Origin of the sequence: Thalassolituus pacificus, assembly GCF_025318105.1 — a bacterium.
Classification (GTDB): domain Bacteria; phylum Pseudomonadota; class Gammaproteobacteria; order Pseudomonadales; family Oceanobacteraceae; genus Venatoribacter; species Venatoribacter pacificus.
On the sequence record NZ_JAOANI010000019.1, the window covers coordinates 272,047 to 295,999 of the forward strand.

A 23,953-nucleotide genomic window follows, 5' to 3' on the forward strand; every position below is an offset into this window, starting at 1 on the left:
GCTTTTTTATTTTTCATCAGAACTGCGTAGGGAAAAGCTTCGGCTATTTGAGTTCTGTTGTCAGCGGGAGTCTGCTGTTCCAGGCCTCGGAGCAACGCTGCAGTGATGCTTCAATATCGTTGTTTTTTTCAATTGCACAGAGAGCCAGCGCTGCGGTATGAACGATGGCAGCAGTGGCGTACGTATTTTGTGTCGCACCGCTCCAGATCTGTTCCAGCCAGTGAATGCTGATTTCCTGAGGTTTGTCGTCAATATGAGAAGCCAGCTTTGGAATACGAATTTCACCGGCTATACCATTGAGCAATGTCCGGACGATGCAGTCCCGTTCGGGATTCACTTCGAATTCGCCCCCTTCACCTTTGATGACCACTGCATCTGTTTGGTTAAGTCTGGCGGCATCGATATGGGTGAAGGCGTAGTTCGGATGAAATACGCCCTGAACGCTGGGAATTCCAGGCGGAGCAATGGTTTTCATCACGGTGTTAATGGGGGAGCGCACGCCTAAAATGGATTTTAACGACAGCCAGCGTTGCAGTTGCGGATTAAGTACTGCACAGGGCAGGTACAATAAAGGGCTGCTCGCCGACAAGGAGTTCAGGTCGGCCATGGTGGTGGCAATCGGTACATTAAAATGAGCAAACACCTCGGCTGAATAAAGCCGGCCGGCGGTATGGGATTCTGTACCGTGAAAAAGAATGCGATATCCCATCTGGGTGAGCAGTAACGCCGACAGGAAGCACCAGAAAGGCTGTCGGCGTTTGCCTGCATAGCTGGGCCAAATCAGATCTGCTGCAATGTCAGCGGGCCATAGCTCATTAATGGCTGCCGCGAAGCCCGCCAACTCCTCCGGACTCTCTTCTTTAACCCGCATCAGCATAAAAATAGCGCCCAGCTGTTCGGGCTCGTAATCACCGGCGAGCATTGTGCGCATGGTAAACAGGGCTTCCTCATGGGTCATGCTGCGGCTGGCGTTTTTACCCCGGGCCAGAATGCGAACGTAGTCAGTCAGCGTATGTTGTGACGTCACAGGCAATTCTCCGGGCGGGGTAATCCGGCAATTTTGGCGGCAATTTTGGCCGGACTGCCGGGGAATAAAGTCAGCAGATAGATGCTGCCGGATTTTTCAGCTCCTAGTGTTTGTTTCAGATGCTTTGCCAGCGGACGCATTGCGGGGGCGAGATCAAACTGTTGGTAAAAGTCGCGTAACGCCCAGATGATTTCCCAATGCTCCGGCGTGAGCAATAGGCCTTCGCGTCGTGCCAGCTCAGCTGCGACGTCCTCAGACCAGTCGTCCAGATTCTGCAGAAAACCGTCATTGTCGAGTTGTAAATCGTTCATCGGTTACGGCTTCCAGCTCAGTGTGCGGGGATGGCTAAGGCACAGCTCGACCCACTTTTTATCATCTATGGCGATCGCACCGATATTGTCCTGCAGGCTATCCGCCAGGCCGCGTTGTCGGGCATCGGTTGTACGGAAGTAGCAGCGGTTTTGGTGACTCCAGTTATTGCTGGTCAGCAGCTGCAGGGCATACGCGCCGTCACCAATAAAGACCAGACTGTCTGCCGGGGCCAGCATGCGTTCAAGTTGCTTCAGTGCGGTGGTTTGGCTGGTCAATACCAGATGCAGGGTCATATTAAAAACTCAGGCAGTGTTGGGCATTGTTCAGCAATTCAGGCACGTCGCTGGCGCTGACCGGTGTGGCGAGATTGCTCAGCAATGACGGCTGAAGATTGAGCGTCTGTAAATCGTCTTCGATATAGCAGAGTGCATCGCAGTCGTACATTGGCAGGGCACTGATGTATTTGGCTGGTGACTTACCACCGGCTTTGCGCGGCTCTTGTGCCTTCAGTAACCAGAATATGCCGGCTCCCTGAAAGATCAGGCTGACCTTATGTTCAAAGGCAGCCAGCGCCATTGCCATCTCTAAAGCCTCAGGGTCGGCGCCGGGCGCGCTGCGGATAATGATGCAAACAGTGCTCATAATGCCTCAGAAATCAATGATGCGATCGGAGTCGAGAGTGGCTTCAGCCATCTCGCCCAGACCGGCCAGTTCAAACCCTGCAGCCAGCGTGCTGGCCGGCAGGTTATAGCGCTGTTGCTCGGCATTATCGGTTACTCCGCGACGTAATGCGTTGGCAATACAAACCTGAAGCGGGAAACCATACTCGGTGGCCAAAGATTGCCATTGCTGACTGACCGCGGATTGTCCCTGAGCAGGGTTTTGCGTACTCAGAGCGGCAAACACTGCATCTTGATAAAAAAAGACGCGCTGTAGCTTGTGTCCCTGAGCCAGCAGACTGCGGGCAAAATCCTGCGCCAGAATATGAGATGCCCCGGAAAAAGGACTCTGTGTCAGAAGTAGTGAAAAAGTGGCCATAGCGTCGATCCGGAAAGGTTGATGCTATGGTAATCGGCTGCGCCGCTAATGCAAAGTCGGCGACGCGTTTCCCGCTATCGTGTTGATTTATAAAAAAAAGTATTGACCCGAAATTCTAGTTAAGTATTATACGCGCACTGTTTGGAGGGATGGCTGAGCGGTTAAAAGCACCGGTCTTGAAAACCGGCATAGGTTAATCCCTATCTAGGGTTCGAATCCCTATCCCTCCGCCAAACACTAAAAAGCCAGCGCTTGCGCTGGCTTTTTTTATATCTGGGATTTGCTCAGGAGTGAATGGCCTGAATCAGCAGGTAAATGCTGCAACCGGCCACCAAAGTAATGGCCAGCCATTCGGCTTGATAAATTCTGGTCAGTAACACCGGTGAGACCGATACATCGTCCTGATGTGAGGTAGGGCGCTTAATTAACATGAGGGCATTCCACGGCTGTTATCTGCAGTAAGAATGGCCCAGGTTGAATGTCGGTGATGTTGTAGTTGTGTGCGTATTCTGTTTCGCTGAGTAATCGCAGCAGGGTGTATCTTTACTGTGTGCGCATCATTTCGCCGATAAACTCAGATACCGAGCGCCCCAGAGCATTCAGGTTGTACCCACCTTCCAGAATGGCCACCCACGGGATATTGCGTGACTGTGCATAATCCTGAATCCAGCGGCCGATCCAGCGGTAATCATCGTCCAGCAGACAAAGCTCGGCCATCGGGTCGTCACGGTGGGCATCAAAGCCGGCAGAAACAATAATGACTTCAGGTGCAAAACCGCGCAGGGCAGGCGCCCATAATTCTTCGACCTTGCTGCGGAACTCCTCACTGCCTGCGCCAGCATTCAGGTGAACATTGATCAGATTACTGTACTTATCGACCTGATAATGAGAGTAGGGGTAAAAGGGATGCTGAAAACTTGAACAGATTAAAAAACGCGGGTCGTTTTTAAGAATATCGACCGTGCCATTTCCCTGGTGTGCGTCAAAATCCAGAATCGCAACACGCTGTGCATGGTGGGCTTCGGCGGCGCGCAAAGCGGTAATAGCAACGTTGTTAAAAAAACAGAAGCCCATGCTTTTGCGATGTTCGGCATGATGGCCGGGCGGGCGCACGGAAACAAACGCGTTGTCATATTTGCCGCTCATAATGTCATCCAGTGCGAGTGTACTGGTGCCGACGGAATAGAGAGCTGCGTCAAGGCTGCCGGAGGACATTGGTGTATCCTCGTCGACATAAATATGACCCTGTTTGGGCTGAATCAACTGCAATTGCTCGAAATAGCCAGGGCTGTGGGCGCGTAAAATATCGGGCTTGTGCGCGGTTTGGCCATCGACGATGGTCAGTTGATCCCACAGTCCGCGCGACTTGAGCTGTTGTTCGATCGCCAGAATCCGCATGGCATGCTCCGGATGTTCGTCACCGGTGTCATGCTCGAAATGCTGCTGGAAGGAGTAGTAGGCAGTGGTCATATAAGGTAGTTTTTGTCTTTTTGTTTGCCCAGTGTATATAGGGCCTGTGTCTACGCCAACTAAACTTAAGGATCATTCCTTATGGGAACCCGCTCTCTCGAGTTATTTTTTCAACCAAAATCCATTGCTGTCATCGGTGCATCTGAGCGGGTAGGCAGTCTTGGCGGCGCGATTGTGCGCAATCTGGTCAATGGCGAATACCCCGGTGTCATCATCCCGGTGAACTCGCGGGGCTATAAAGAAGTGTATGGCATCCCGGCGCTGGCGCGCATTGGCCAGCTGGAGGGGGCGGTTGATCTGGCCATTATTTGTACGCCGGCGGAAAGCGTACCGAAAATTATCAAGCAGCTTCACAGTAAGAATGTCGGCGCGGCAATGCTGTTAACGGGCGGTATTGCCCGTACCCGTTCCTGGCAGTTCCGTCCGTCTTCGGATCGCCTGAATCAGGTTATCCAGCAGACCCGCATGCGCATACTCGGCCCGGATTGCCTGGGCATGGTGATTCCCGGACGCAAACTGAACGCCAGCTTCCTGCATGTACCTGTTCGCAGCGGCCATATTGCTTATGTCGGCCAGTCGGGAACGTTGGCCTCGGGCGTCATGGATTGGGCTTTCAGCCGCAATATTGGCTTTTCTCATGTGCTTACTCTGGGCAAGAGCCAGGATGTGACGCTGCCAGACCTGATCGACTATATCGTGCAGGAACCGCAGGTGCGTACGCTGCTGATTCAGCTGGATGAAATCGGCTCCGGCAAAGCACTCATTCGTGCATTGCGTGCGGCTTCGCGGCACAAGCTGGTGCTGGCGGTTAAGAGTAATCGCTTCCAGGAAAATCCTTTAAACCGTATTGCCAGCCCGAAAGGTTTGCGTTCCCGTGATGCGTTGGTGGATGAGACTCTGGCCCGTGCCGGTGTATTGCGCGTATCGGCGACCGATGAGTTGTTCGACTGCGTGGATGCGCTGAGTCGTCGCCGCGAAAGTTTTGGTCCGCGACTGGCCATCATTGCCAATGGCCGTGGCCCGGCCATTCTGGCGATGGATCGCCTGTTGCACGATAAGGGGCGACTGGCGACTTTGTCAGAAGACACCCGCACCCATTTGCGCAGCCTGCTGCCGGAATACGTTAAAACTGATAATCCGGTACTGCTCAATCCGGAATTAAAGCCACAGCAATTGGCGGCTGTCGCCAATACGCTGCTGCGTGACCGGCAGGTCGATGCGCTGCTGGTTATTTACATTCCGAGCCTGGGATCAGACCCGCTGGCCAATGCCGAAACCCTGGTGAAAATTGCTCAGAACAGCAACAAAAGTGTGCTCACCAGCTGGATGGGTGAGTATTCGGTAGAAACGGCGCGTGAATGTTTTGATCAGCACGGCATTCCAACCTTCGATACCCCGGACAATGCGATCAAGTCCTACATGTATATGGTGCAGCATCAGCGCACCCAGGATTTGTTGCGCGAGACACCGGAGAGCCTGGAAATTCCGATTTCCTCGGTACATACCGAAGTCGATAAAGCCATTCTGGCGGTCCATCGTCCGGGGGATTATCTGCTGCCGGGGCAGGTCTGGGATCTGCTGAATGCTTATGGCTTCTCCTGCGCAGAAAACCGCTACCGCTCTTCCTTGTCAGAATTACTGGCGGTGGCGGAAGAGGTGAAAGGCCCCTGGGTGTTGCGCGTTCATCACCGCGACTACCTCTATCCTTTTGCTTATGGCAACAATCCGCGTGAGCGTCTGCGTTCGGTCGCGCGCGAGCTGAAGACCATTGAAGATGTCACGAACGCCGCAGAAGATCTGGAAAGCAAAATTGCGGTCGCCTTCCCCAATAGCCCGGTTCTGGGTTACACCCTGCAGACCATGCACCGGGCGCTGGATAACCTGCAGTTTTCATTCGGGATTGGTCGTGATGCTGAAATCGGCCCGTATCTGTTCTTTGGGGGTGGTGGTTCAACAGCGGACATTCTGGTGGATCGCCAGGTTGCCTTGCCGCCGCTGAATGCCAACCTGGCGGAAAAACTGATTAAACGCAGTCATTTCTATGAAGTGCTGAATGAACGTTCTGATAATATAGAGCGCGAACTGGTCACACTGGAGCGCTGGCTGGTTGCGCTGTCGCACATGGCGTTAAACCACCCCTGGATGGCCGGTCTGGAGGTGAATGCCATACGTCGTCAGGTTGGGCGTTACATGATCATCGGCGTTGCCGGAGAGGTCGGTCATGCCGCCAAAAGTGCGATTATGCCGTACCCGAAAGAACTGGAAAGCCATTACGAAAGCCGCAATGGCCATGCTTATGATGTGCGGCCTATCCGTGCCGAAGATGAGCCGGCCCTTGAGCGTTTTTATCAGCGCTTAAGCCCGGAGTCTCTGCGTCTGCGTTTCTTTTCGGCGCGCCGCCAGTTTGATCACCGTGAGCTGGCGCGTTTCACCCAGATCGATTATGACCGCGAAATGGCCTTTGTTGCATTGCGCGAAGGCGAGTTGTATGGCGTTGTGCGGGTGTATCTTGATGCGGATGACGTAGCGGCTGAATTCTCGGTCATCATCGATGATAACTGCCGCGGAGAAGGGCTGGGGCTGCGCCTGATGCAGGGCATTATTGGCTACCTCACAGATCGTGGCGTATTGCAGATTTTTGGTACGGTGCTGCCGCATAATGGCGGCATGCTGAAACTGGCCGAGCGCCTTGGCTTCAGTGCGCACCACAATATGGATGAAGGCGTGGTGGAGGTGGGTAAAAATCTTAACCCGCTGAAGTACGCCTGGCAGAGAAAACGAATGTACCCTCTGTGAACGGTTTGTTATATTCGCGCAAATAACAACGACAGTGCCATGAAGCACTGCAACGCTGAGACTGTAAGTAATAACGGGGTGGGCCCTTGATTAAAGTGCTGGTTGTCGATGACCATGAGCTGGTTCGCTCAGGTATTTCTCGTCTGCTGACAGACGCAAAGGGAATTGAAGTAGTCGGTGAAGCAGCAAGTGGTGAGGAGGCCGTTCAGTTTGCTAAAGAACACTCACCGGACATTATTCTTATGGATATCCGTATGCCGGGTATCGGCGGGCTGGAAGCAACCCGTAAAATCACGCGCCACAACCCGGATGTTCAGGTCATTGCGGTGACCGCCTGTGACGATAATCCGTATGCAACGCGCCTTTTGCAGGCCGGAGCAGCAGGTTATATCACCAAAGGAGCGGATGCTGACGAAATGGTGCGCGCCATTATGAAAGTGAAAAGCGGGCAGAAGTACATCAGTCCGGAGATTGCTCAGCGTATGGCGCTGAAACCGTTTCAGCAGGATCAGACATCCCCTTTTGATGATCTCTCTGAGCGGGAAATGCAGATCACGTTAATGATTGTCGGCTGTCAGAAAGTGGCCGAGATCAGTGAAAAACTGTTCCTCAGCCCGAAAACGGTGAACAGCTACCGCTACCGCATCTTCGAAAAGCTCGAAATAGACAGCGATGTGGAACTGACGCTGCTGGCGATGCGCCACGGTTTGGTGGATCCTGCGGCGACCGCCTGATGGCAGAATTCGATGTCAGTGCATTTCTGCAGACCCTGACCCAGCGGGCCGGGGTTTATCGCATGTTTGCCGCCGATGATGAATTGCTCTACGTCGGCAAAGCCAAAAATCTTAAAAACCGTGTATCCAGTTACTTCCGTGCCCGTGGCTTAAACAGCAAAACGGTCGCTCTGGTCAGTCGTATTGACCACATTGAAGTGACGGTGACCGCCAGTGAAGCAGAAGCGTTGCTGCTTGAGCAGACGCTGATCAAACAACACCGGCCGCAATACAATATTCTGCTGAAAGACGATAAGTCTTATCCGTTTATTCATCTGTCAGAGCATGATTACCCGCTGCTCGCGTACCGGCGTGGCAAAAAACGCCGCGATGGCCGTCTGTTTGGCCCGTATCCGAATGCTGGCGCGGCGCGCGATACGCTGAATTATCTGCAGCGGCTGTTTTTGCTGCGCTCCTGTGAAGACAGTTATTTCAATCACCGCAGCCGCCCTTGTCTGCAGTATGAAATCAAACGCTGTTCTGCCCCTTGCGTGAACAAAATCAGCCAGCAGGATTACCAGCAAAGCGTGCGTCAGGCGACGCTGTTTCTGCAGGGTAAAAGCCAGCAATTATTGCAGGAGCTGCAAAGTCAGATGATGGCGGCGTCTGAGGCGCTTAATTTTGAGCAGGCCGCCGCATTGCGTGATCAGATTGAGCTGCTGCGCCAGACGCAGGAAAAACAGTTTGTTGACTCGGGGCAGGGCGAGGCCGATGCGTGGGCGATTGTTGAATGGCAGAATGTGCTGTGTATTCATCGTCTGGCCTTTCGTCAGGGGCGTCTGGTGGCGAGTAAAAATTACTATCCGGATAATCCGGCGGGTGAAAGTAATGAGCAGCTGCTGCTCGATTTTGTCAGTCAGTTTTATCTTGCTGATCATGCGCTGGAAGGCATTCCCCGCGATCTGATATTGGACGTCGGTGATGATGATGTTGAAGCGTTGCTGGAAGCGCTGCGTCTGCATCGGCAGGCGAAGGTTTACCACAGCCGTGGCAGTCGTGGTCATAACCGCAAATGGCTGCATATGGCCAGCGAGAATGCCCGCACCGGTGCGCAGACAAAAATATCCGGCCATCAGGCCGCGCTGAATAAACTCAGTCAGGTTGCACAATTGCTGAATCTGGCCGAGCCGCCTAAACGCATCGAGTGTTTTGATATCAGTCATGCACAAGGCGAGGCAACCTACGCCTCCTGCGTGGTGTATGGCGAAGAAGGCTTAATGAAACAGCGCTACCGGCGTTTTTCGATTAAAGGCGTGGTTGCCGGTGATGATTATGCGGCGCTGGAGCAGGCGGTTACCCGTCATCTGACGCGTCTTAAAGAACAGGATGATTTGCCTGGCCTGCTGTTGATCGACGGCGGAAAAGGCCAGATTGGCCGTATTCGCGAGGTTTTGCACACGCTGCAACTGAACACTTTGCCTGCTTTTGGTATCTCGAAAGGAGAAACCCGTAAGTCAGGCTGGGAATTCTTGTGGGAAGCCGGGGCGACGCAACCTATAATGCCTGACGCTCATCATGAAGGATTCCGCCTGTTACAGTGGGTTCGTGATGAGGCTCACCGGTTTGCCATCACCGGACACCGTAAGGCCAGGGCGAAATCGCGCAGCCAGTCGGATGTGGACTCTCTGGCGGGCGTGGGTCCCAAGCGTCGGCGTGAATTACTGCTGCACTTTGGCAGTCTGAAGAATATGCGCAGTGCACCGCGCGAAGAGTTGGAAAAGGTTCCAGGCATAAGTAAAAAACTTGCCGAACAGATCTTTATACAATTACACGGCGAGTAACGGAGAATATATTTTAATGAATTTGCCCAACATACTGACCCTGAGCCGCATCCTGATGATTCCGCTGATGGTCATCAGTTTTTATTGGTTCGGGCAGGATGGCAAAGTTGGTGCCGCTATCCTGTTTGCTTTGGCGGCTGTGACCGACTGGTTTGATGGCTATCTGGCGCGCAGGCTGAATCAAACAACCCCGCTGGGGGCTTTTCTCGATCCGGTAGCCGATAAATTGATCGTCGCCGTTGCCCTGGTGCTGTTGGTCGAAAGTTTTTCCAGTATGTGGCTGACTATTCCGGCCTCCATCATTGTCGGTCGTGAAATTGTCATCTCGGCGCTGCGCGAGTGGATGGCCGAGCTGGGTAAGCGCGCCAACATTGCCGTCAGTTATGTCGGCAAAGTAAAAACAGCCTTACAAATGGCGTCGATTACCATACTCATGGCGTCGGAAGGGCACCAGCTTCTTGTGCAGGCAGGATATATCACGCTTTACCTGGCTGCGGTTCTGACCATCTGGTCGATGCTGGTGTATTTGCGTGCGGCCTGGCCGGAACTGCGTGCGAAGGCGTAATTTAGTCTAAGTGCTTAAAAAGTAAGAAAAAACACTTGACTCTCAGGCTGCTCCATTTAAAATGCGCAGCACTTAAAGCGGGAATAGCTCAGTTGGTAGAGCACAACCTTGCCAAGGTTGGGGTCGCGAGTTCGAGTCTCGTTTCCCGCTCCAAATTTTCATTTAGTAATGAATCTCGGCGCGATAGCAAAATGGTTATGCTGCGGATTGCAAATCCGCCGATGCCGGTTCGATTCCGGCTCGCGCCTCCAAATTCGGTGATGCCGACATTCGCCGAGCTGCGTGGCAAGATGCCCCGGTGGTGAAATTGGTAGACACAAGGGATTTAAAATCCCTCGGCCTATGGCTGTGCCGGTTCGACTCCGGCCCGGGGCACCATTTCTAGCATTCGCAGTACCTCCTCTCTCTTTCAAAATAATCGATGTGTTCTGCGGCTGCAGCTTCAGGGATAATCCCTCATACTCCGTTTAATTCCGGCAGAGATACCGATTATGTTCAATTACATCGAACCCGTATTCCGCCCGCCCAGTGAGGCGCGCTCGCTTATTCTTCAGGTCACTAACGGCTGTTCGTGGAATCAATGCACGTTCTGCGATATGTACACTCAGCCGCAAAAAAAATTCCGCGCTCGCGACGAAGATGACGTATTGAATGAAATTCGTCAGGCTGCAGCGCTGGGCCCGCGTTTTGAAAAAGTCTTTCTGGCCGATGGTGATGCCATGGTGCTGCCGGTGCGTCGCCTCACTAATATTCTGCTGGCCATTAAAGAACATCTGCCCTGGGTTAAGCGGGTGGGGGCTTATTGCCTGCCGCGCAATATTCGCAAAAAGTCAGCAGAAGAGCTTACAGAGTTGCGCAAGCTTGGCTTGGGTATTCTTTATGTGGGCGCAGAAAGCGGCGATGACGAAGTACTGGGCTTTATTAAAAAAGGCGAAACCTGGCAGAGCACACTCGATGCGTTGTTAAAAATAAAACAGGCCGGAATACAGTCATCGGTGATGATTCTGAATGGCATGGGTGGGGTTGCCTACAGTGAGCAGCACGCGCGCCATTCGGCGCTGTTAATGAATGAGGCACAGCCTGAGTTTTTGTCTACGTTAATTGTCAGCTACCCACTGGGGGATCAGCGGGTTGTCGACGGATTTAATGGCAACTATCAATTGCCGGGTCAGCATGATTTGTTTGTTGAACTGCATACGCTGATCTCTCATCTGGAATTAAGTAATACCGTTTTCCGCAGTGATCATGCGTCCAATTATTTACCATTAAAAGGGACGCTTGGGCAGGATAAACACGCCATTCTGGCTCAGCTTGAAACGGCGATTGATAATCCGCAGCGCATACGTCTGCGTCAGGAATGGCAAAGGGGATTATGATGAATATCAGTTCGCTTGAGCAGCAGCTGGGTCTTGATCATGAAAATCAGCATCCGCCCGTTGACCAGTGGCACCCGGAATTGTCCGGCGATATGGATATGGTTATCCGTCGCGACGGTTCCTGGTGGCACGAAGGCGTGCAGATAAAACGTGAAAAACTGGTGCGTTTATTTGCCAGTATTCTGCGCAAAGAAGGTGATGAGTATTTTCTTCTGACGCCGGTCGAAAAATGGCGAATCCGGGTTGAAGACCGACCACTATTGATTGTGATGATTGAATGTGTCGATAACAATATCCGCGCGATTACCAATACTGGCGATGTCGTTACGGTCGGGCAAAAGCACCCCTTATTAATGAGTGAGCTGGATGGTGTTATGGTGCCGGAGATAAATATCCGGGCTGATCTCTATGCACGTTTTTCCCGTAATGCGTTTTACGATCTTAGTGAAATGGCCCGGGAAGAAAAGGATGGGCGCTTTTTTGTTAATAGTGGTGGTGGTCAATATTTTTTGTCCTGAAATAAAAAAACATCTCTGAAAATAAGACCTGCGTGCAGGTCTTACGCATTCCGGAACATTTGTTTTAATGGTTAATTCTGAATATTTACCTGCTTTTGTTTTTTAGCTTGAACCCTGAATAGCTGCTCCTTACATTGCCGCCAATCCAACAATAACAAACACCATGGACGGCTATGCGCTACGTTTTTTCTCTTTGTTTTTTATCCCCATGCTTTGCTCTTGCGGCGTTGGATCCGGTTAGTGATGCTCAATTAGCGGATATTTCCGGACAGAGTGGTATTACCATTATTACATCTGCACGGCTCACCATTGGTCAGATTGAGTATCGCGATGAAGGGCGGCTGCAGATCAATCAGGTGGTACTGGGTGGTGCCAACAGAAGCCGTTATTTTGGTAAGGACTGGGGTTACAGTTCACGCTCAGGTGATCGCCTTGATGGTACGATGATGACGATCGATGTCCTTCCTGATGGTGACCTTGTTTTATCTGCTTTTGTTGATCCGGGGCTGGGTGGAGGGGTGATTGATTTTGGTTTGTCGACTGGCCAGATTGCTCTGTCTGCGGCGGACGATGCGCACCGCGCTACGCTGATTAATTCTGTTGATATTGCTGGTCTGGCGACGCAGTACCGGATGAAAGTGGATGCGCAGACAACGGACATCCAGATTCAGGCAGCACTGGGAATTGCTGATATGAATATTGATGCAGCGCCGCTGGGGGTTCGTGTTAATAATCTGATTCTGGCCAATCATACCTATTTTGAATCGCTGGAGGATTGGGGGTCGTCTGCCTTATCTCTTTCGGATGTGCAGCTGCCAATAGGGATTAATCTTCATGCCAGTGATCTTGGGCTTGATATCCGTCTGGTGAGGTTTTTTGCGGATATGAATATCGGTAGTATTGAATTAGCACAGGAAAGCATTGGCAGTGTGGCGGTTGATGATCTGAATCTCGGTGGATTAAATATGCGTATCAGTGGGCATTTGTAAGATACCGCAGGCTGAGTAAAAGACGTGAAAACAAAAAAGGAGCCAAGAGGCTCCTTTTTTGTATGCAAGCAGGGCTTACATGTTCGGATAGTTCGGACCGCCAGCACCTTCCGGGGTTACCCAGGTGATGTTCTGCGACGGATCTTTAATATCACAGGTTTTGCAGTGAACACAGTTTTGCGAGTTGATCTGGAAGCGCTTGCCGTTCTCGTCTTCCACAATCTCGTACACGCCGGCGGGGCAGTAGCGCTGCGCTGGCTCATCCCACTTCGGCAGGTTGACGCTCAATGGAATCGAGGCGTCTTTCAGCTTCAGGTGGCATGGCTGATCTTCGGCGTGGTTTACATTGCTGATAAAAACAGAGTCCAGCCGGCTAAAGCTCAGCTTGCCGTCTGGTTTCGGGTAATCGATCTGCGGGCTCTTGGCTGCGGGTTTCAGTTCAGTGTGATCGGGTGTGGTGTCATGCAGGGTGAATGGCACTGGCAGAATGTTCTGATCGATAAAATTAAAGGCTGCGCCGCCAAATACTCCGAATTTATGCATGGCCGGGGCGAAGTTACGGCTGCGCTGCAGTTCCTGGTAAGCCCAGGATGCTTCAAAAGTCGTGGTGAATTCAGTGATTTCATCATGCACGCGCCCGCTGCTTAAGGCGTTAACGATTTCTTCAGCAGCGATCATGCCGCTTTTCATTCCGGTATGAACGCCTTTTATCTTGGCAAAATTCAGCGTGCCGGCGTCGCAACCTATCAGCAAGCCACCGGGGAATGTCATTTTTGGCAGACAATTAATCCCGCCTTTTGCTGCCGCTCTGGCGCCATATGAAACCCGCTTGCCTCCCTGTAAGTATTGCTTTAACACCGGGTGGTGTTTCAGGCGCTGAAATTCATTAAACGGGCTCAGATGTGGATTGCTGTATGACAAATCGGTAAACAGCCCGACCACCGCCTGATTGTTTTCAGTGTGGTATAAAAAAAATCCGCCGGCAGTGGATGATCCCATTAAGGGCCATCCAGTACCGTGCAGCACTAAACCCTCCTGGTGTTTGGCAGGGTCGATATCCCAGAGTTCTTTAATGCCAAGTGAAAAGTGCTGTGGATCCTTGCCTTCATCCAGTTTGAATTCGGCCATCAGGCGCTTGCCCAGGTGACCGCGGCAGCCTTCAGAAAATACGGTGTACTTGGCGCGCAGTTCCATACCCGGAACGTATTCATCCTTTGGTTGACCATTATGGCTAACACCCATATCGCCGGTAATTATGCCTTTAATGACACCATCTTCGAGGATGTATTCTGCGGCGGTAAAACCCGGATAAATTTCTACGCCGAGTTCCTCAGCCTGTTCGGCCAGCCAGCGGCAAAGGCTGCCGAGCGAGATGATATAATTCCCCTGATTATGCATGGTTCGCGGTATGGCCCAATGCGGTGCTTTAATGCTTCTTTTTTGTGTTGTCAGAAAATAAATATCATCGTGTTTTACAGCGACATTGAGCGGGGCTCCCCGTGCTTTCCAGTCAGGAAAAAGTTCTTTCAGTGCGCGGTCTTCGATTACGGCACCAGACAGAATGTGGGCACCGATTTCCGAGCCTTTTTCTACCAGGCAAACGGAAATATCCTGTCCGGCAGCAGAGGCTGATTGTTTAATACGGCATGCGGCTGACAGCCCGGCTGGGCCGCCACCAACGATTACCACGTCGTATTCCATTGTTTCTTTTGTCATTGCGTTTTTCCTTCGAGGCTTCACCTGCTTGTAATGGTCAGAGTAAGCAAAGCGCTGCGGTTTGTTATCACCCCTGGGGGTGATAACCGCTATCTGGCGGGGGTGAAATTACGGTGATCTGTCGTCCTGACTGAGGAGCTTGTGCAATACTTCGGTTCGGTTTTCCACGCCGATTTTTCCGTACAGGTTGCGGATGTGTACCTTCAGTGTGTTGAGTGAGATGTGCAGCTGGCGGGCGATTTCTTTATTGGAGTAGCCCTGGCTTACCAGCTCCAGGACCTGCTGTTCGCGCGAGGTCAGCAGAGCTTCAAATGCCTGTTGGGATAATGTCCGGCTCGGCGTTTGCGGCATATGCTGATGTACAGAGTGCTCCTGCGGAAAATGCGCCAGCCAGCCAGGTAGCAGGGTATTGATTTCATCATCCCCGGCAAGTAACTGCAGCAACAGTGTCTCTGCTTTATCCCAGTCCCGGAGTTGTAGTCTTTGCTCCAGCGCCTCCTGCAGATAGCCATTTTGCTCGAACCAGAGAGCGGCTGTATTGTACCCCTGCTGCCGAAAATCTGCGTTTAGTCCGTTAAAGTGTTGTAACAGGAAGCGGCGGAACAGATCGTGATAGCGAAACCATACGCCGTGATTATCCAGAGGTAACAGAAACAGATTGTGGCGATCGAGGTGGTTGATCACACTCAGGCTGTCATTACGTTCGGTCAATGCATTGCACAGGCCAGCGGTGAAGCGTGGTACGGCTGCGCTTAGCAGTAAAAAGTTCTGGATGTCGAGGCGCTGTTGTGAAAACACTTCATCAAACAGGTAGTCTGCAATGTTGCGTTGCAGCGATGGTGTGGGCAGCTGGGAGTTGCCATTACTCTCAGTGTGGTGGTTTTCGACGGCAGGGGCTGGCGTGGTGTCGGCTTTCTGCAATGACAGCCCGATCAGCTGCAGGCCGGCAATCCAACCTTCCGTTTCCTGGAAGTAAAGCTGACTCTGATTGTTGTCGATCTGCAGGCTCATTGTCTGTTGCAGAAAGCGGTTGCTGTCTTCTGCAGAGAAGCGCAACTGGTATTGATCAATCTCGACCAGCTGATTGCTGGCGCGCCGCTTGGCCAGTGCCAGATCAGGCGCGCTGCGTGAGGTGATAATAATGCGCAGTGACGGTGGCAGATGATTAAGAAAGCTGTTGAATTGCCCGCTCAGCTCTGGTGTTGCAACCAGATGGTAATCATCCAAAACCAGCGTCATTGCATCACGTGGTGAGGATGGGCTGATAGCGTCCAGCTCATTGAGCAGCGCAATAAGGGCATTTTCCAGTGCGTGTTCGTTTTGATTGTCTCTCAGTAGCTGCAGAGAGTGCTCGCCACAGCCGGGTAATGCCTGATTAATAGCGGTAATAAAGTAGCGCCAGAAAATCCCCGGAGCTGCCTGTGTTTCGTCAAGTGCAAGCCATGAAAAGGTATGCGGAGAATGGTGCAGCCACTGGCTGATCAGTGTGGTTTTGCCATAGCCTGCAGGGGCTGAAATCACAACCAGCTGGCCGCCCTCGCTGCTGTTCAGGATTTGCAGCAGAGGCTCGCGCTGTACAATATTTTTTCTCAGTGGCGGAATGTAGAAACGGGTTTTCAGCAGCATGGTGATTTCTTATTGTCGAAAAAAAAGCGGGCAAGGCCCGCTTTCTTTTGTGAACAGCTTACATGTTCGGATAGTTCGGACCGCCAGCACCTTCCGGAGTTACCCAGGTGATGTTCTGCGACGGATCTTTAATATCACAGGTTTTGCAGTGAACACAGTTTTGCGAGTTGATCTGGAAGCGCTTGCCGTTCTCGTCTTCCACAATCTCGTACACACCGGCAGGGCAGTAGCGCTGCGCTGGCTCATCCCACTTAGGCAGGTTAACGCTCAGTGGAATGGAGGCGTCTGTCAGCTTCAGGTGGCACGGCTGATCTTCGGCGTGGTTTACGTTGCCGATGAAAACTGAGTCCAGCTTGGCGAACGAAATTTTGCCATCCGGTTTCGGATAGTTGATTTTCGCGCATTCTGCTGCAGGTTTCAGGGTTGCATAATCCGGAGTGGTGTCATGCAGAGTGAACGGCAGTGGGAAGATATTTTGGTCAATGTAGTTAACCGCACCGCCCAGGAAGGTGCCGAATTTGTGCATTGCCGGGCCGAAGTTACGGCTGCGGTGCAGTTCCTGGTGAGCCCATGAGGCTTCAAAGGCTGCTGTAAACTCGGTCACTTCGTCGTTGGCACGGCCAGCCTGAATGGCTTTGAACAGCTCTTCAGCTGCAACCAGCCCGCTCTTCATGGCGGTGTGAGTGCCTTTGATCTTGGCAAAGTTCAGGGTGCCGGCATCACAGCCAACAACCAGGCCGCCTTTAAAGGTCATTTTTGGCAGGCAGTTCAGGCCGCCTTTGGTGATTGCGCGGGCACCATAAGATACACGCTTGCCGCCTTCCAGATACTGCTTGATCACCGGGTGGTGCTTCATGCGCTGGAATTCATCAAACGGACTGACGTGCGGGTTGCTGTAAGACAGGTCAGTGATCAGACCTACAACAACCTGATTGTTTTCAGCATGATACAGGAAGAAGCCGCCGGAAGAGTCGGACTCGCTCAGAGGCCAGCCAGCGCCGTGCAGCACCAGACCTTCTTCGTGTTTTGCAGGGTCAATATCCCACAGTTCTTTGATGCCGATACCGTAATGCTGCGGGTCTTTGCCTTCGTCCAGTTTGAACTCAGCAATCAGTTGTTTACCCAGGTGGCCACGACAGCCTTCAGCAAATACGGTGTATTTGGCACGCAGCTCCATGCCAGGCACATATTCGTCTTTTGGCTGGCCGTCATGACCCACGCCCATGTCGCCGGTCACGATACCTTTAATAGCACCGTCTTCAACAATGTATTCAGCGGCAGTAAAGCCCGGGTAGATTTCTACGCCCAGGTTTTCAGCCTGTTCGCCCAGCCAGCGGGATACGTTGCCCAGCGATACGATGTAGTTGCCATCGTTATGCATTGGCTTCGGAATCATCCAGTGTGGGGTTTTGATGGACTTTTCGTTGCTGGTCAGGAAGTAAACTTCATCACCTTTAACCGGTACGTTGAGCGGTGCGCCCATTTCTTTCCAGTCAGGGAACAATTCAGTCAGGGCACGGTCTTCAATCACCGCACCAGACAGGATATGAGCGCCAACTTCGGAACCTTTCTCAACCAGACAAACAGACAGTTCCTGTCCGGCCGCTTCGGCTAATTGCTTGATACGACATGCGGTTGACAGGCCGGCAGGGCCGCCGCCAACGATCACGACATCGTATTCCATTACTTCACGTTGCATATTGATCTCCTCGAAATGAGCTGGGAGCTACTGAGCTATCACGGACTCTGGTACACATTGAATCAATTGTGCCCGGCGATTGTTTTGCCATGCCAGGCGGGCCACGTAACACTGCCTGCCTGAGAGTCAAAATGGCCGCCATTATACGTTGGGTTAAGCACTAGGCAACTGATTTGACAGGAAAATAGCCTGAATGCCCCGGTGTTTGTGGGCTTCGGTGATGCTACTATTGACGCTCACGGCAAACATCCGAATAATGTTGCGCGCTGGAAAGGGCTCCTGATATGACTGTGTCATCCTGTCGGCGTGGTAATTTTGCCCTTTATTCATCCACCAAGTTAAATACGAGGAATCTATGAAGGTTCTTGTCGCTGTTAAACGCGTAATCGATTACAACGTAAAGGTTCGCGTCAAGCCAGATAACTCAGATGTAGATCTGACCAACGTTAAAATGGCTATGAACCCATTCTGTGAAATCGCAGTGGAAGAAGCGGTACGCCTGAAAGAAAAAGGCGTCGCTACTGAAGTGGTTGTAGTTTCTATTGGCCCTAAAGTGGCTCAGGAACAGATCCGTACAGCTCTGGCTCTGGGTGCCGATCGTGGCATTCTGATCGAGACTGAAGAAAAGCTCGAGTCTCTGACCGTTGCCAAGCTGCTGAAAGCCGTTGTTGAAAAAGAACAGCCTCAGCTGGTTTTGCTGGGCAAGCAAACCATCGACAGCGACAATAATCAGACCGGCCAAATGCTGGGTGCACTGACCAATATGGCTCAGGGTACTTTCGCTTCTGAAGTGGCTGTTGATGGCGACAAAGTTAACGTGACCCGTGAAATCGACGGTGGTCTGCGTACTGTTGCCCTGAAGTTGCCAGCCATCGTGACGACCGACCTGCGTCTGAACGAGCCTCGTTACGCTTCATTGCCAAACATCATGAAAGCCAAGCGCAAGCCTCTGGATGTAACAACGCCTGCAGATCTGGGTGTGGCCATGGCCTCAACTCTGTCTCTGGTGAAGGTTACACCACCGGCCGAGCGTCAGGCGGGCATTAAAGTCGGCAGCGTAGAAGAGCTGGTCGAAAAACTGAAGAACGAAGCCAAAGTGCTGTAAGAGAGGATTGTGTAATGGCTATTTTAGTAATCGCAGAGCACGATAACGCTACTCTGAAAGGCGCGACCCTGAACGTAGTAACCGCCGCTGCCGCTATCGGTGGTGACGTGAACGTTCTGGTTGCGGGCAGCAACTGTGGTGCCGTGGCGGAAGCCGCTGCCAAAATCGCTGGTGTAAGCAAAGTTCTGGTTGCAGACAATGCAGCTTATGAATATCAGCTGGCTGAAAACATGGGTGAGCTGGTTGCTGAGCTGGGTAAAGACTACAGCCACATCCTGGCTGCAGCGACCACAACCGGTAAAGACTTCCTGCCACGTGCAGCTGCTCTGCTGGATGTAAACATGCTGTCTGAAGTGACTGCTGTTGTTGATGCAGATACTTTCTCCCGTCCTATCTACGCGGGTAACGCCATCGCGACCGTTAAGTCTTCTGACAGCATCAAAGTGATGACTGTTCGTGGTACTGCGTTCGACGCCGCGGCTGCTGAAGGCGGTTCTGCTGCTGTTGAAGCCACGGCTGTAGTTAAAGACGCTGGTTTGTCTGCTTTCGTCGGCGAAGAACTGGCTAAGTCTGACCGTCCTGAACTGACCGGCGCCAAGATCGTTGTATCGGGTGGTCGTGGCATGCAGAACGGCGACAACTTCGAGATGCTGTACAAAGTGGCCGATAAAATCGGTGCTGCTGTTGGTGCATCCCGTGCAGCGGTTGACGCTGGTTTCGTACCTAACGATATGCAGGTTGGTCAGACCGGCAAAATCGTTGCTCCGGATCTGTACATTGCGGTTGGTATTTCCGGCGCAATCCAGCATCTGGCAGGTATGAAAGACTCTAAAGTCATTGTTGCTATCAACAAAGACGAAGAAGCTCCAATCTTCCAGGTGGCTGATTACGGCCTGGTTGCAGACCTGTTTGATGCAGTGCCTGCACTGGAAAATGCTCTGTAATATCAGTAGCTTAGAAAAACCCGGCCAAGGCCGGGTTTTTTATGTCATTGAGTTGTCATTTTTCCGTAATAAGGTAACGTACTGTCGGTTTACGAAGTTACAAATAAGGAAATAGCCTTGAATATTACGGTAGTAGGGACGGGTTACGTTGGACTGGTAACCGGCGCGTGTTTTGCCGAAATGGGCAACAGCGTTACCTGCGTAGATACAGATGAATCCAAGGTTCATCAGCTTATGGATGGCAATATCCCGATTTACGAACCTGGCCTGGAAGCCATCGTGCGGGAAAACAATAAGGCTGGACGACTGTTGTTCAACACGTCTTTGCCACAGGCGATGCAGCAATCCGCGCTGTACTTTATCGCTGTAGGTACTCCGCCCGGCGAGAACGGCTCGGCGGATCTGACGTATGTCCTGAATGTGGCGCGTGAAATTGGCCGTAACCTGCAGGATTACGCCATTATCGTGAATAAATCGACCGTGCCAGTCGGCACTGCCTGTAAAGTACGTGCCGCTATTCAGTCTGAGCTGGACGCCCGTGGCGTTGAGATCGAATTTGATGTGGTATCCAACCCCGAATTCCTGAAGGAGGGCGCTGCCATTGATGATTTTATGCGCCCTGACCGCATTATTATTGGCGTGGATTCTGAACGCGCCCGCGAAAAAATGGCCGACCTCTACCACAGTTTTTCCCGTAATCATGACAAACTGATGTTTATGGGCATCCGCGATGCAGAGCTGACCAAATATGCCGCCAACGCCATGCTGGCGACCAAAATCTCCTTTATGAACGAAGTCGCCAACCTCGCTGAACGCATGGGTGTCGACATCGAAAACGTGCGTAAAGGCATCGGCTCTGACAGCCGTATCGGTTATTCCTTTATTTATCCGGGCTGCGGCTACGGTGGCTCCTGCTTTCCGAAAGACGTGCAGGCGTTGATTCATATGGGTGACGAATTCAGTTTCGACACCAGCATTCTGCGTGCGGTAGAAGAGCGCAATCAGGCACAAAAACAGCGGTTATTTGAAAAGCTGGAACAGCGTTTTGGCCCTGATATGTCAGGGCGCGTCGTTGGCGTTTGGGGGTTGGCGTTCAAGCCCGGCACCGACGATATGCGCGAAGCCAGCTCCATCAGCCTGATTAATCGCCTCGTCGCCGCTGGTGCCACCGTGCGCGCCTACGATCCAATTGCCATGGACGAGGCGCGCCGCTGGTTTGCTCCGGAGTTATTCGAGCGCGGACAAATTGTGTTTTGTGATCATCAATACGATGCGCTGGCCGACGCCGATGCCATGGTATTGGTCACCGAATGGAAGCCGTTTCGCCAGCCAGACTTCAATGCCATGAAAAAGCTGTTGAAGCACCCCATTATTATCGACGGCCGGAACCAGTACGATCCTTATGCGCTCAAAGCGCAGGGCTTTGACTATGCCGGTATCGGTCGCGACTTAGGCTAATTATGACAGCAGTAATTTCAGAACATCCGACAACCGTACCTGCCGAAGCGGCTGCGGGACAACATCAGGCAACCAGCCTCGCTACCCGCATTCCATTTGGCTTTGCCAAGCGATTTGGCGTGGTGGTCGAAGGAGGCCATGATCAGCTGGTGCTTATCCATAAAGAAGGTATCAGTGTCGATGTCATTATGGAGGTGCAGCGCTTTCTCGCAGCGCCGTTCCGTCTGGAAGCTGTTAGCAAAGAAGAATTTGATCGCCGCCTTGGGCTGGCTTATCAGAGTGACTCCTCTGAAACCATGGAAATGGTGGAAGGTCTGGGTGACGAAATGGACCTCGCCAGCCTGGCCGACTCCGTTCCGGAAACCGAAGATCTGCTGGAGCAGGAAGGCGATGCACCGATCATTCGCCTGATCAACGCCTTACTGACCGAAGCCGTAAAAGAAAACGCCTCCGATATTCACGTTGAAACCTATGAAAAACGCCTCGTGGTGCGCTTCCGGGTGGATGGCGTGCTGCGCGAAGTGGTACAGCCCAAGCGCGCACTGTCAGCGCTGCTGATTTCCCGTATCAAGGTTATGGCCAAGCTGGATATTGCTGAAAAACGCGTCCCTCAGGATGGCCGTATCGCCTTGCGCATTGGTGGCCGAGAGGTGGATGTGCGGGTGTCGACCATGCCATCAAGCTTTGGCGAGCGGGTGGTGATGCGTCTGCTGGACAAACAGGCCGGGCGTCTTAGCTTGTCCCAGCTGGGCATGGCTGATCGTGACCTGCGCACCATGCGCAATATCATCAGCAAACCTCACGGTATTATTCTGGTCACCGGCCCGACCGGTTCCGGTAAAACCACCACGCTTTACGGTGCACTGAGCGATCTGAATGACACCAGTCGTAACATCCTGACCGTCGAAGATCCGATCGAGTACAGCCTGCCGGGCATTGGTCAGACTCAGGTCAACACCAAGGTCGAGATGACCTTCGCTAAGGGGCTGCGCGCCATCCTGCGTCAGGACCCGGACGTGGTGATGATTGGTGAGATCCGTGACCTTGAAACGGTAGAAATCGCCATTCAGGCCTCATTAACCGGTCACCTTGTGCTTTCCACGCTGCACACCAATACCGCGATCGGTGCCGTAACCCGTCTGCAGGATATGGGCGTTGAGCCGTTTCTGCTGTCGTCCAGTCTGATTGGCGTGATCGCCCAGCGCCTGGTGCGGGTATTGTGCAATGACTGCAAAATTGAAGCGATCGCCGATGCCAGCGAGTGCGAGCTGCTGGGCGTCGATGCCGCCAACCCACCGACCATTTACCACGCTAAAGGGTGTGATAAGTGCAATCAGCTGGGTTATCGCGGGCGTCAGGGTATCTACGAAATCATCGAAGTCGATGAGGCCATGAAAACCCTGATTCACGACCGTTCCGGCGAGCAGGCGATGGAAAAACACGCGCGCACGTTAGGGCCAAGCATCCGTCAGGATGGCATCCGCAAAGTGTTGGGTGGCAGCACCACCATTGAAGAGCTGCTGCGGGTGGCGAAAGGGTAACCATGGCAGCATTTGAATATCAGGCCATCGACGGCCGCGGTAAGCAGCAGAAGGGCGTATTGGAAGCCGACAGCGCCCGTCAGGTACGGCAACAGCTGCGCGATAAAGGCTGGACGCCACTGGCCGTTGAACAGACCGCACAAAAGCAGAAAAAAGACAGCCTGTTTGAGCGTCAGCCAAGCCTTTCAGTACCTGAGCTGGCGCTCATTACCCGCCAGCTGGCAACGCTGATTCAGGCCGGCCTGCCCATTGATGAGTCATTGCGTGCCTTGTCAGAGCAAACCGGCAAACAGCGCATTAAGGCCATGATTCTGGCCATTCGTGCCAAAGTGCTTGAAGGTTATACGCTGGCCAAAGCGCTGGCGGAATACCCCAAAGCCTTCCCGCATCTGTATCGTTCAACCGTCAGCGCCGGTGAGCATGCCGGTCATCTGGATGGCGTGCTTAATCGTCTGGCGGACTACACCGAAGCGCGCCAGGCGGCCGACCAGAAGATCAAACTGGCGGCCATGTATCCGGTCATCCTGACCATCGTTGCCATCGGAATTGTGGTGGGTCTGCTCACTTACGTTGTGCCGGATATCGTTGATGTGTTTGTGAAAAACGGTCAGGAATTACCGGGGCTGACGCAGTTTATGCTGGATCTCAGTCATTTTATTACTGCCTGGGGCCTGTATACGCTGATCGCCATTGTGGTCGGCCTGATTGCCTTTGGCCGGGCGCTGAAAAGTCCGGCATTCCGCAGCCGTTATCACCACTTTCTGCTGCAGGTTCCCGGCTTGCGTGGCTTCGTTAAAGACGCCAATACCGCACGCTTTGGCAGCACGCTGGCGATTCTGACCACCAGCGGCGTGCCGTTAGTGGATGCCATGCGCATTGCCAGCCAGGTGATCACCAATCTGCCGATTCAGCAGTCGCTGACTCGCGCCACCGTCACCGTCAGTGAAGGTGGCAGTCTGAACAAAGCACTGGCTGAAACCGGGTATTTCCCACCCATCATGCTGCATATGATTGCCAGTGGGGAAAACAGTGGTGAGCTGGACAGCATGCTGGCCCGTACCGCGCAGCAACAGGAAACCTCGCTGGAGAATACCGTATCCGCGCTGGTGAAAATTTTTGAGCCCGTCATGTTGCTGGTGATGGGTGGTATTGTGGCAACAATTGTCGCGGCAATTATGTTGCCGATTCTTGAATTACAAAAAATGGTTCAGTAGGAGAA

22 protein-coding genes and 4 tRNA genes are annotated in these 23,953 nt (G+C 52.6%); 16 read left to right on the forward strand and 10 right to left on the reverse strand.

Translation table 11 applies throughout. The features are described 5' to 3' along the window. Positions 1-43: 43 nt before the first annotated feature. Genes NYR02_RS11860 through tusD form a run of 5 tightly spaced genes read right to left on the reverse strand, consistent with a single transcriptional unit; the run spans position 44 to position 2,377 of the window. On the reverse strand, positions 44-1,027 hold the full coding sequence (locus NYR02_RS11860; protein WP_260976568.1) for a glycosyl transferase family protein: 984 nt from the start codon (positions 1,025-1,027) through the stop codon (positions 44-46). Then, the gene (locus NYR02_RS11865) at positions 1,024-1,338 is read right to left on the reverse strand and encodes a TusE/DsrC/DsvC family sulfur relay protein (RefSeq protein ID WP_260976569.1); all 315 of its coding nucleotides are present in this window, start codon (positions 1,336-1,338) and stop codon (positions 1,024-1,026) included. Before NYR02_RS11865 ends, NYR02_RS11860 begins: the two co-directional genes overlap by 4 nt. A 3-nt stretch (positions 1,339-1,341) precedes the next feature. Beyond that, positions 1,342-1,632: a DsrH/TusB family sulfur metabolism protein gene (locus tag NYR02_RS11870; RefSeq protein WP_260976570.1), complete on the reverse strand. Its 291-nt coding sequence runs from the start codon at positions 1,630-1,632 to the stop codon at positions 1,342-1,344. A gap of 1 nt (position 1,633) precedes the next feature. After that, positions 1,634-1,981: a DsrE family protein gene (locus tag NYR02_RS11875; RefSeq protein ID WP_260976571.1), complete on the reverse strand. Its 348-nt coding sequence runs from the start codon at positions 1,979-1,981 to the stop codon at positions 1,634-1,636. A gap of 6 nt (positions 1,982-1,987) precedes the next feature. Then, entirely contained in the window at positions 1,988-2,377 is a 390-nt protein-coding gene (tusD, locus tag NYR02_RS11880) for a sulfurtransferase complex subunit TusD (RefSeq protein WP_260976572.1), read from the reverse strand. A 143-nt stretch (positions 2,378-2,520) separates the two neighbouring features. Here tusD and NYR02_RS11885 point away from each other — a divergent pair. Then, positions 2,521-2,610: transfer RNA gene (locus tag NYR02_RS11885), tRNA-Ser, on the forward strand. Between the two features lie 51 nt (positions 2,611-2,661). On the opposite strand, the gene NYR02_RS11890 is transcribed toward NYR02_RS11885, so the two are convergent. Beyond that, on the reverse strand, positions 2,662-2,808 hold the full coding sequence (locus tag NYR02_RS11890; protein ID WP_260976573.1) for a hypothetical protein: 147 nt from the start codon (positions 2,806-2,808) through the stop codon (positions 2,662-2,664). Between the two features lie 112 nt (positions 2,809-2,920). Then, a complete protein-coding gene (locus NYR02_RS11895) occupies positions 2,921-3,847 on the reverse strand; it encodes a histone deacetylase family protein (protein WP_260976574.1) in 927 nt (308 codons plus the stop codon). A gap of 81 nt (positions 3,848-3,928) precedes the next feature. On the opposite strand from NYR02_RS11895, the gene NYR02_RS11900 reads away from it, so the two are divergent. From NYR02_RS11900 to NYR02_RS11945, 10 genes are all read left to right on the forward strand, one after another. After that, entirely contained in the window at positions 3,929-6,643 is a 2,715-nt protein-coding gene (locus NYR02_RS11900; RefSeq protein WP_260976575.1) for a bifunctional acetate--CoA ligase family protein/GNAT family N-acetyltransferase, read from the forward strand. Positions 6,644-6,729: 86 nt separating this feature from the next. Then, positions 6,730-7,377, forward strand: a complete 648-nt coding sequence (gene uvrY, locus NYR02_RS11905; RefSeq protein ID WP_260976576.1) for a UvrY/SirA/GacA family response regulator transcription factor — start codon at positions 6,730-6,732, stop codon at positions 7,375-7,377. Further along, positions 7,377-9,197, forward strand: a complete 1,821-nt coding sequence (uvrC, locus tag NYR02_RS11910; RefSeq protein WP_260976577.1) for an excinuclease ABC subunit UvrC — start codon at positions 7,377-7,379, stop codon at positions 9,195-9,197. The genes uvrY and uvrC overlap by 1 nt, the downstream gene beginning before the upstream one ends. A gap of 16 nt (positions 9,198-9,213) precedes the next feature. After that, positions 9,214-9,762, forward strand: a complete 549-nt coding sequence (gene pgsA / locus NYR02_RS11915; RefSeq protein ID WP_260976578.1) for a CDP-diacylglycerol--glycerol-3-phosphate 3-phosphatidyltransferase — start codon at positions 9,214-9,216, stop codon at positions 9,760-9,762. Positions 9,763-9,839: 77 nt separating this feature from the next. Continuing rightward, positions 9,840-9,915, forward strand: a tRNA-Gly gene (locus NYR02_RS11920). 24 nt (positions 9,916-9,939) lie between these two features. Beyond that, positions 9,940-10,013 (forward strand) — tRNA-Cys (locus NYR02_RS11925). Positions 10,014-10,054: 41 nt separating this feature from the next. Beyond that, positions 10,055-10,140: transfer RNA gene (locus tag NYR02_RS11930), tRNA-Leu, on the forward strand. Positions 10,141-10,253: 113 nt separating this feature from the next. Further along, on the forward strand, positions 10,254-11,138 hold the full coding sequence (locus NYR02_RS11935) for a radical SAM protein (RefSeq protein ID WP_260976579.1): 885 nt from the start codon (positions 10,254-10,256) through the stop codon (positions 11,136-11,138). After that, complete coding sequence (locus NYR02_RS11940; protein WP_260976580.1) at positions 11,135-11,656, forward strand: DUF1285 domain-containing protein; 522 nt, start codon at positions 11,135-11,137, stop codon at positions 11,654-11,656. Before NYR02_RS11935 ends, NYR02_RS11940 begins: the two co-directional genes overlap by 4 nt. A gap of 173 nt (positions 11,657-11,829) precedes the next feature. Continuing rightward, complete coding sequence (locus tag NYR02_RS11945; RefSeq protein WP_260976581.1) at positions 11,830-12,645, forward strand: DUF6160 family protein; 816 nt, start codon at positions 11,830-11,832, stop codon at positions 12,643-12,645. A gap of 75 nt (positions 12,646-12,720) precedes the next feature. Here the strand turns inward: NYR02_RS11945 and NYR02_RS11950 are convergent, their stop codons facing one another. The 3 genes from NYR02_RS11950 to NYR02_RS11960 form a co-directional block, all read right to left on the reverse strand. Beyond that, positions 12,721-14,361: an electron transfer flavoprotein-ubiquinone oxidoreductase gene (locus tag NYR02_RS11950; RefSeq protein WP_260976582.1), complete on the reverse strand. Its 1,641-nt coding sequence runs from the start codon at positions 14,359-14,361 to the stop codon at positions 12,721-12,723. Positions 14,362-14,469: 108 nt separating this feature from the next. Continuing rightward, a complete protein-coding gene (locus NYR02_RS11955) occupies positions 14,470-15,987 on the reverse strand; it encodes a helix-turn-helix transcriptional regulator (protein WP_260976583.1) in 1,518 nt (505 codons plus the stop codon). A 58-nt stretch (positions 15,988-16,045) separates the two neighbouring features. After that, on the reverse strand, positions 16,046-17,686 hold the full coding sequence (locus NYR02_RS11960) for an electron transfer flavoprotein-ubiquinone oxidoreductase (protein ID WP_260976584.1): 1,641 nt from the start codon (positions 17,684-17,686) through the stop codon (positions 16,046-16,048). A gap of 355 nt (positions 17,687-18,041) precedes the next feature. On the opposite strand from NYR02_RS11960, the gene NYR02_RS11965 reads away from it, so the two are divergent. From NYR02_RS11965 to gspF, 5 genes are all read left to right on the forward strand, one after another. Next, positions 18,042-18,791: an electron transfer flavoprotein subunit beta/FixA family protein gene (locus tag NYR02_RS11965; protein ID WP_260976585.1), complete on the forward strand. Its 750-nt coding sequence runs from the start codon at positions 18,042-18,044 to the stop codon at positions 18,789-18,791. Between the two features lie 14 nt (positions 18,792-18,805). Beyond that, a complete protein-coding gene (locus tag NYR02_RS11970) occupies positions 18,806-19,735 on the forward strand; it encodes an electron transfer flavoprotein subunit alpha/FixB family protein (protein ID WP_260976586.1) in 930 nt (309 codons plus the stop codon). A 117-nt stretch (positions 19,736-19,852) separates the two neighbouring features. After that, positions 19,853-21,193: a UDP-glucose dehydrogenase family protein gene (locus tag NYR02_RS11975; RefSeq protein ID WP_260976587.1), complete on the forward strand. Its 1,341-nt coding sequence runs from the start codon at positions 19,853-19,855 to the stop codon at positions 21,191-21,193. Positions 21,194-21,195: 2 nt separating this feature from the next. Further along, a complete protein-coding gene (gspE, locus tag NYR02_RS11980) occupies positions 21,196-22,734 on the forward strand; it encodes a type II secretion system ATPase GspE (protein WP_260976588.1) in 1,539 nt (512 codons plus the stop codon). Positions 22,735-22,736: 2 nt separating this feature from the next. Beyond that, positions 22,737-23,948: a type II secretion system inner membrane protein GspF gene (gene gspF, locus NYR02_RS11985; RefSeq protein WP_260976589.1), complete on the forward strand. Its 1,212-nt coding sequence runs from the start codon at positions 22,737-22,739 to the stop codon at positions 23,946-23,948. Positions 23,949-23,953 lie beyond the last annotated feature (5 nt).

Bases quoted from the DNA above. Each gene is read 5' to 3' on its own strand.
- NYR02_RS11965 (WP_260976585.1), top strand. From the start codon at position 18,042: ATGAAGGTTCTTGTCGCTGTTAAACGCGTAATCGATTACAACGTAAAG.
- pgsA (WP_260976578.1), top strand. From the start codon at position 9,214: ATGAATTTGCCCAACATACTGACCCTGAGCCGCATCCTGATGATTCCG.
- NYR02_RS11960 (WP_260976584.1), bottom strand. From the start codon at position 17,686: ATGCAACGTGAAGTAATGGAATACGATGTCGTGATCGTTGGCGGCGGC.
- NYR02_RS11895 (WP_260976574.1), bottom strand. From the start codon at position 3,847: ATGACCACTGCCTACTACTCCTTCCAGCAGCATTTCGAGCATGACACC.
- gspE (WP_260976588.1), top strand. From the start codon at position 21,196: ATGACAGCAGTAATTTCAGAACATCCGACAACCGTACCTGCCGAAGCG.
- NYR02_RS11945 (WP_260976581.1), top strand. From the start codon at position 11,830: ATGCGCTACGTTTTTTCTCTTTGTTTTTTATCCCCATGCTTTGCTCTT.
- NYR02_RS11935 (WP_260976579.1), top strand. From the start codon at position 10,254: ATGTTCAATTACATCGAACCCGTATTCCGCCCGCCCAGTGAGGCGCGC.
- NYR02_RS11950 (WP_260976582.1), bottom strand. From the start codon at position 14,361: ATGACAAAAGAAACAATGGAATACGACGTGGTAATCGTTGGTGGCGGC.
- NYR02_RS11875 (WP_260976571.1), bottom strand. From the start codon at position 1,981: ATGAGCACTGTTTGCATCATTATCCGCAGCGCGCCCGGCGCCGACCCT.
- NYR02_RS11865 (WP_260976569.1), bottom strand. From the start codon at position 1,338: ATGAACGATTTACAACTCGACAATGACGGTTTTCTGCAGAATCTGGAC.
- NYR02_RS11890 (WP_260976573.1), bottom strand. From the start codon at position 2,808: ATGTTAATTAAGCGCCCTACCTCACATCAGGACGATGTATCGGTCTCA.
- uvrC (WP_260976577.1), top strand. From the start codon at position 7,377: ATGGCAGAATTCGATGTCAGTGCATTTCTGCAGACCCTGACCCAGCGG.
- NYR02_RS11970 (WP_260976586.1), top strand. From the start codon at position 18,806: ATGGCTATTTTAGTAATCGCAGAGCACGATAACGCTACTCTGAAAGGC.
- NYR02_RS11900 (WP_260976575.1), top strand. From the start codon at position 3,929: ATGGGAACCCGCTCTCTCGAGTTATTTTTTCAACCAAAATCCATTGCT.
- NYR02_RS11870 (WP_260976570.1), bottom strand. From the start codon at position 1,632: ATGACCCTGCATCTGGTATTGACCAGCCAAACCACCGCACTGAAGCAA.
- NYR02_RS11955 (WP_260976583.1), bottom strand. From the start codon at position 15,987: ATGCTGCTGAAAACCCGTTTCTACATTCCGCCACTGAGAAAAAATATT.
- NYR02_RS11940 (WP_260976580.1), top strand. From the start codon at position 11,135: ATGATGAATATCAGTTCGCTTGAGCAGCAGCTGGGTCTTGATCATGAA.
- tusD (WP_260976572.1), bottom strand. From the start codon at position 2,377: ATGGCCACTTTTTCACTACTTCTGACACAGAGTCCTTTTTCCGGGGCA.
- gspF (WP_260976589.1), top strand. From the start codon at position 22,737: ATGGCAGCATTTGAATATCAGGCCATCGACGGCCGCGGTAAGCAGCAG.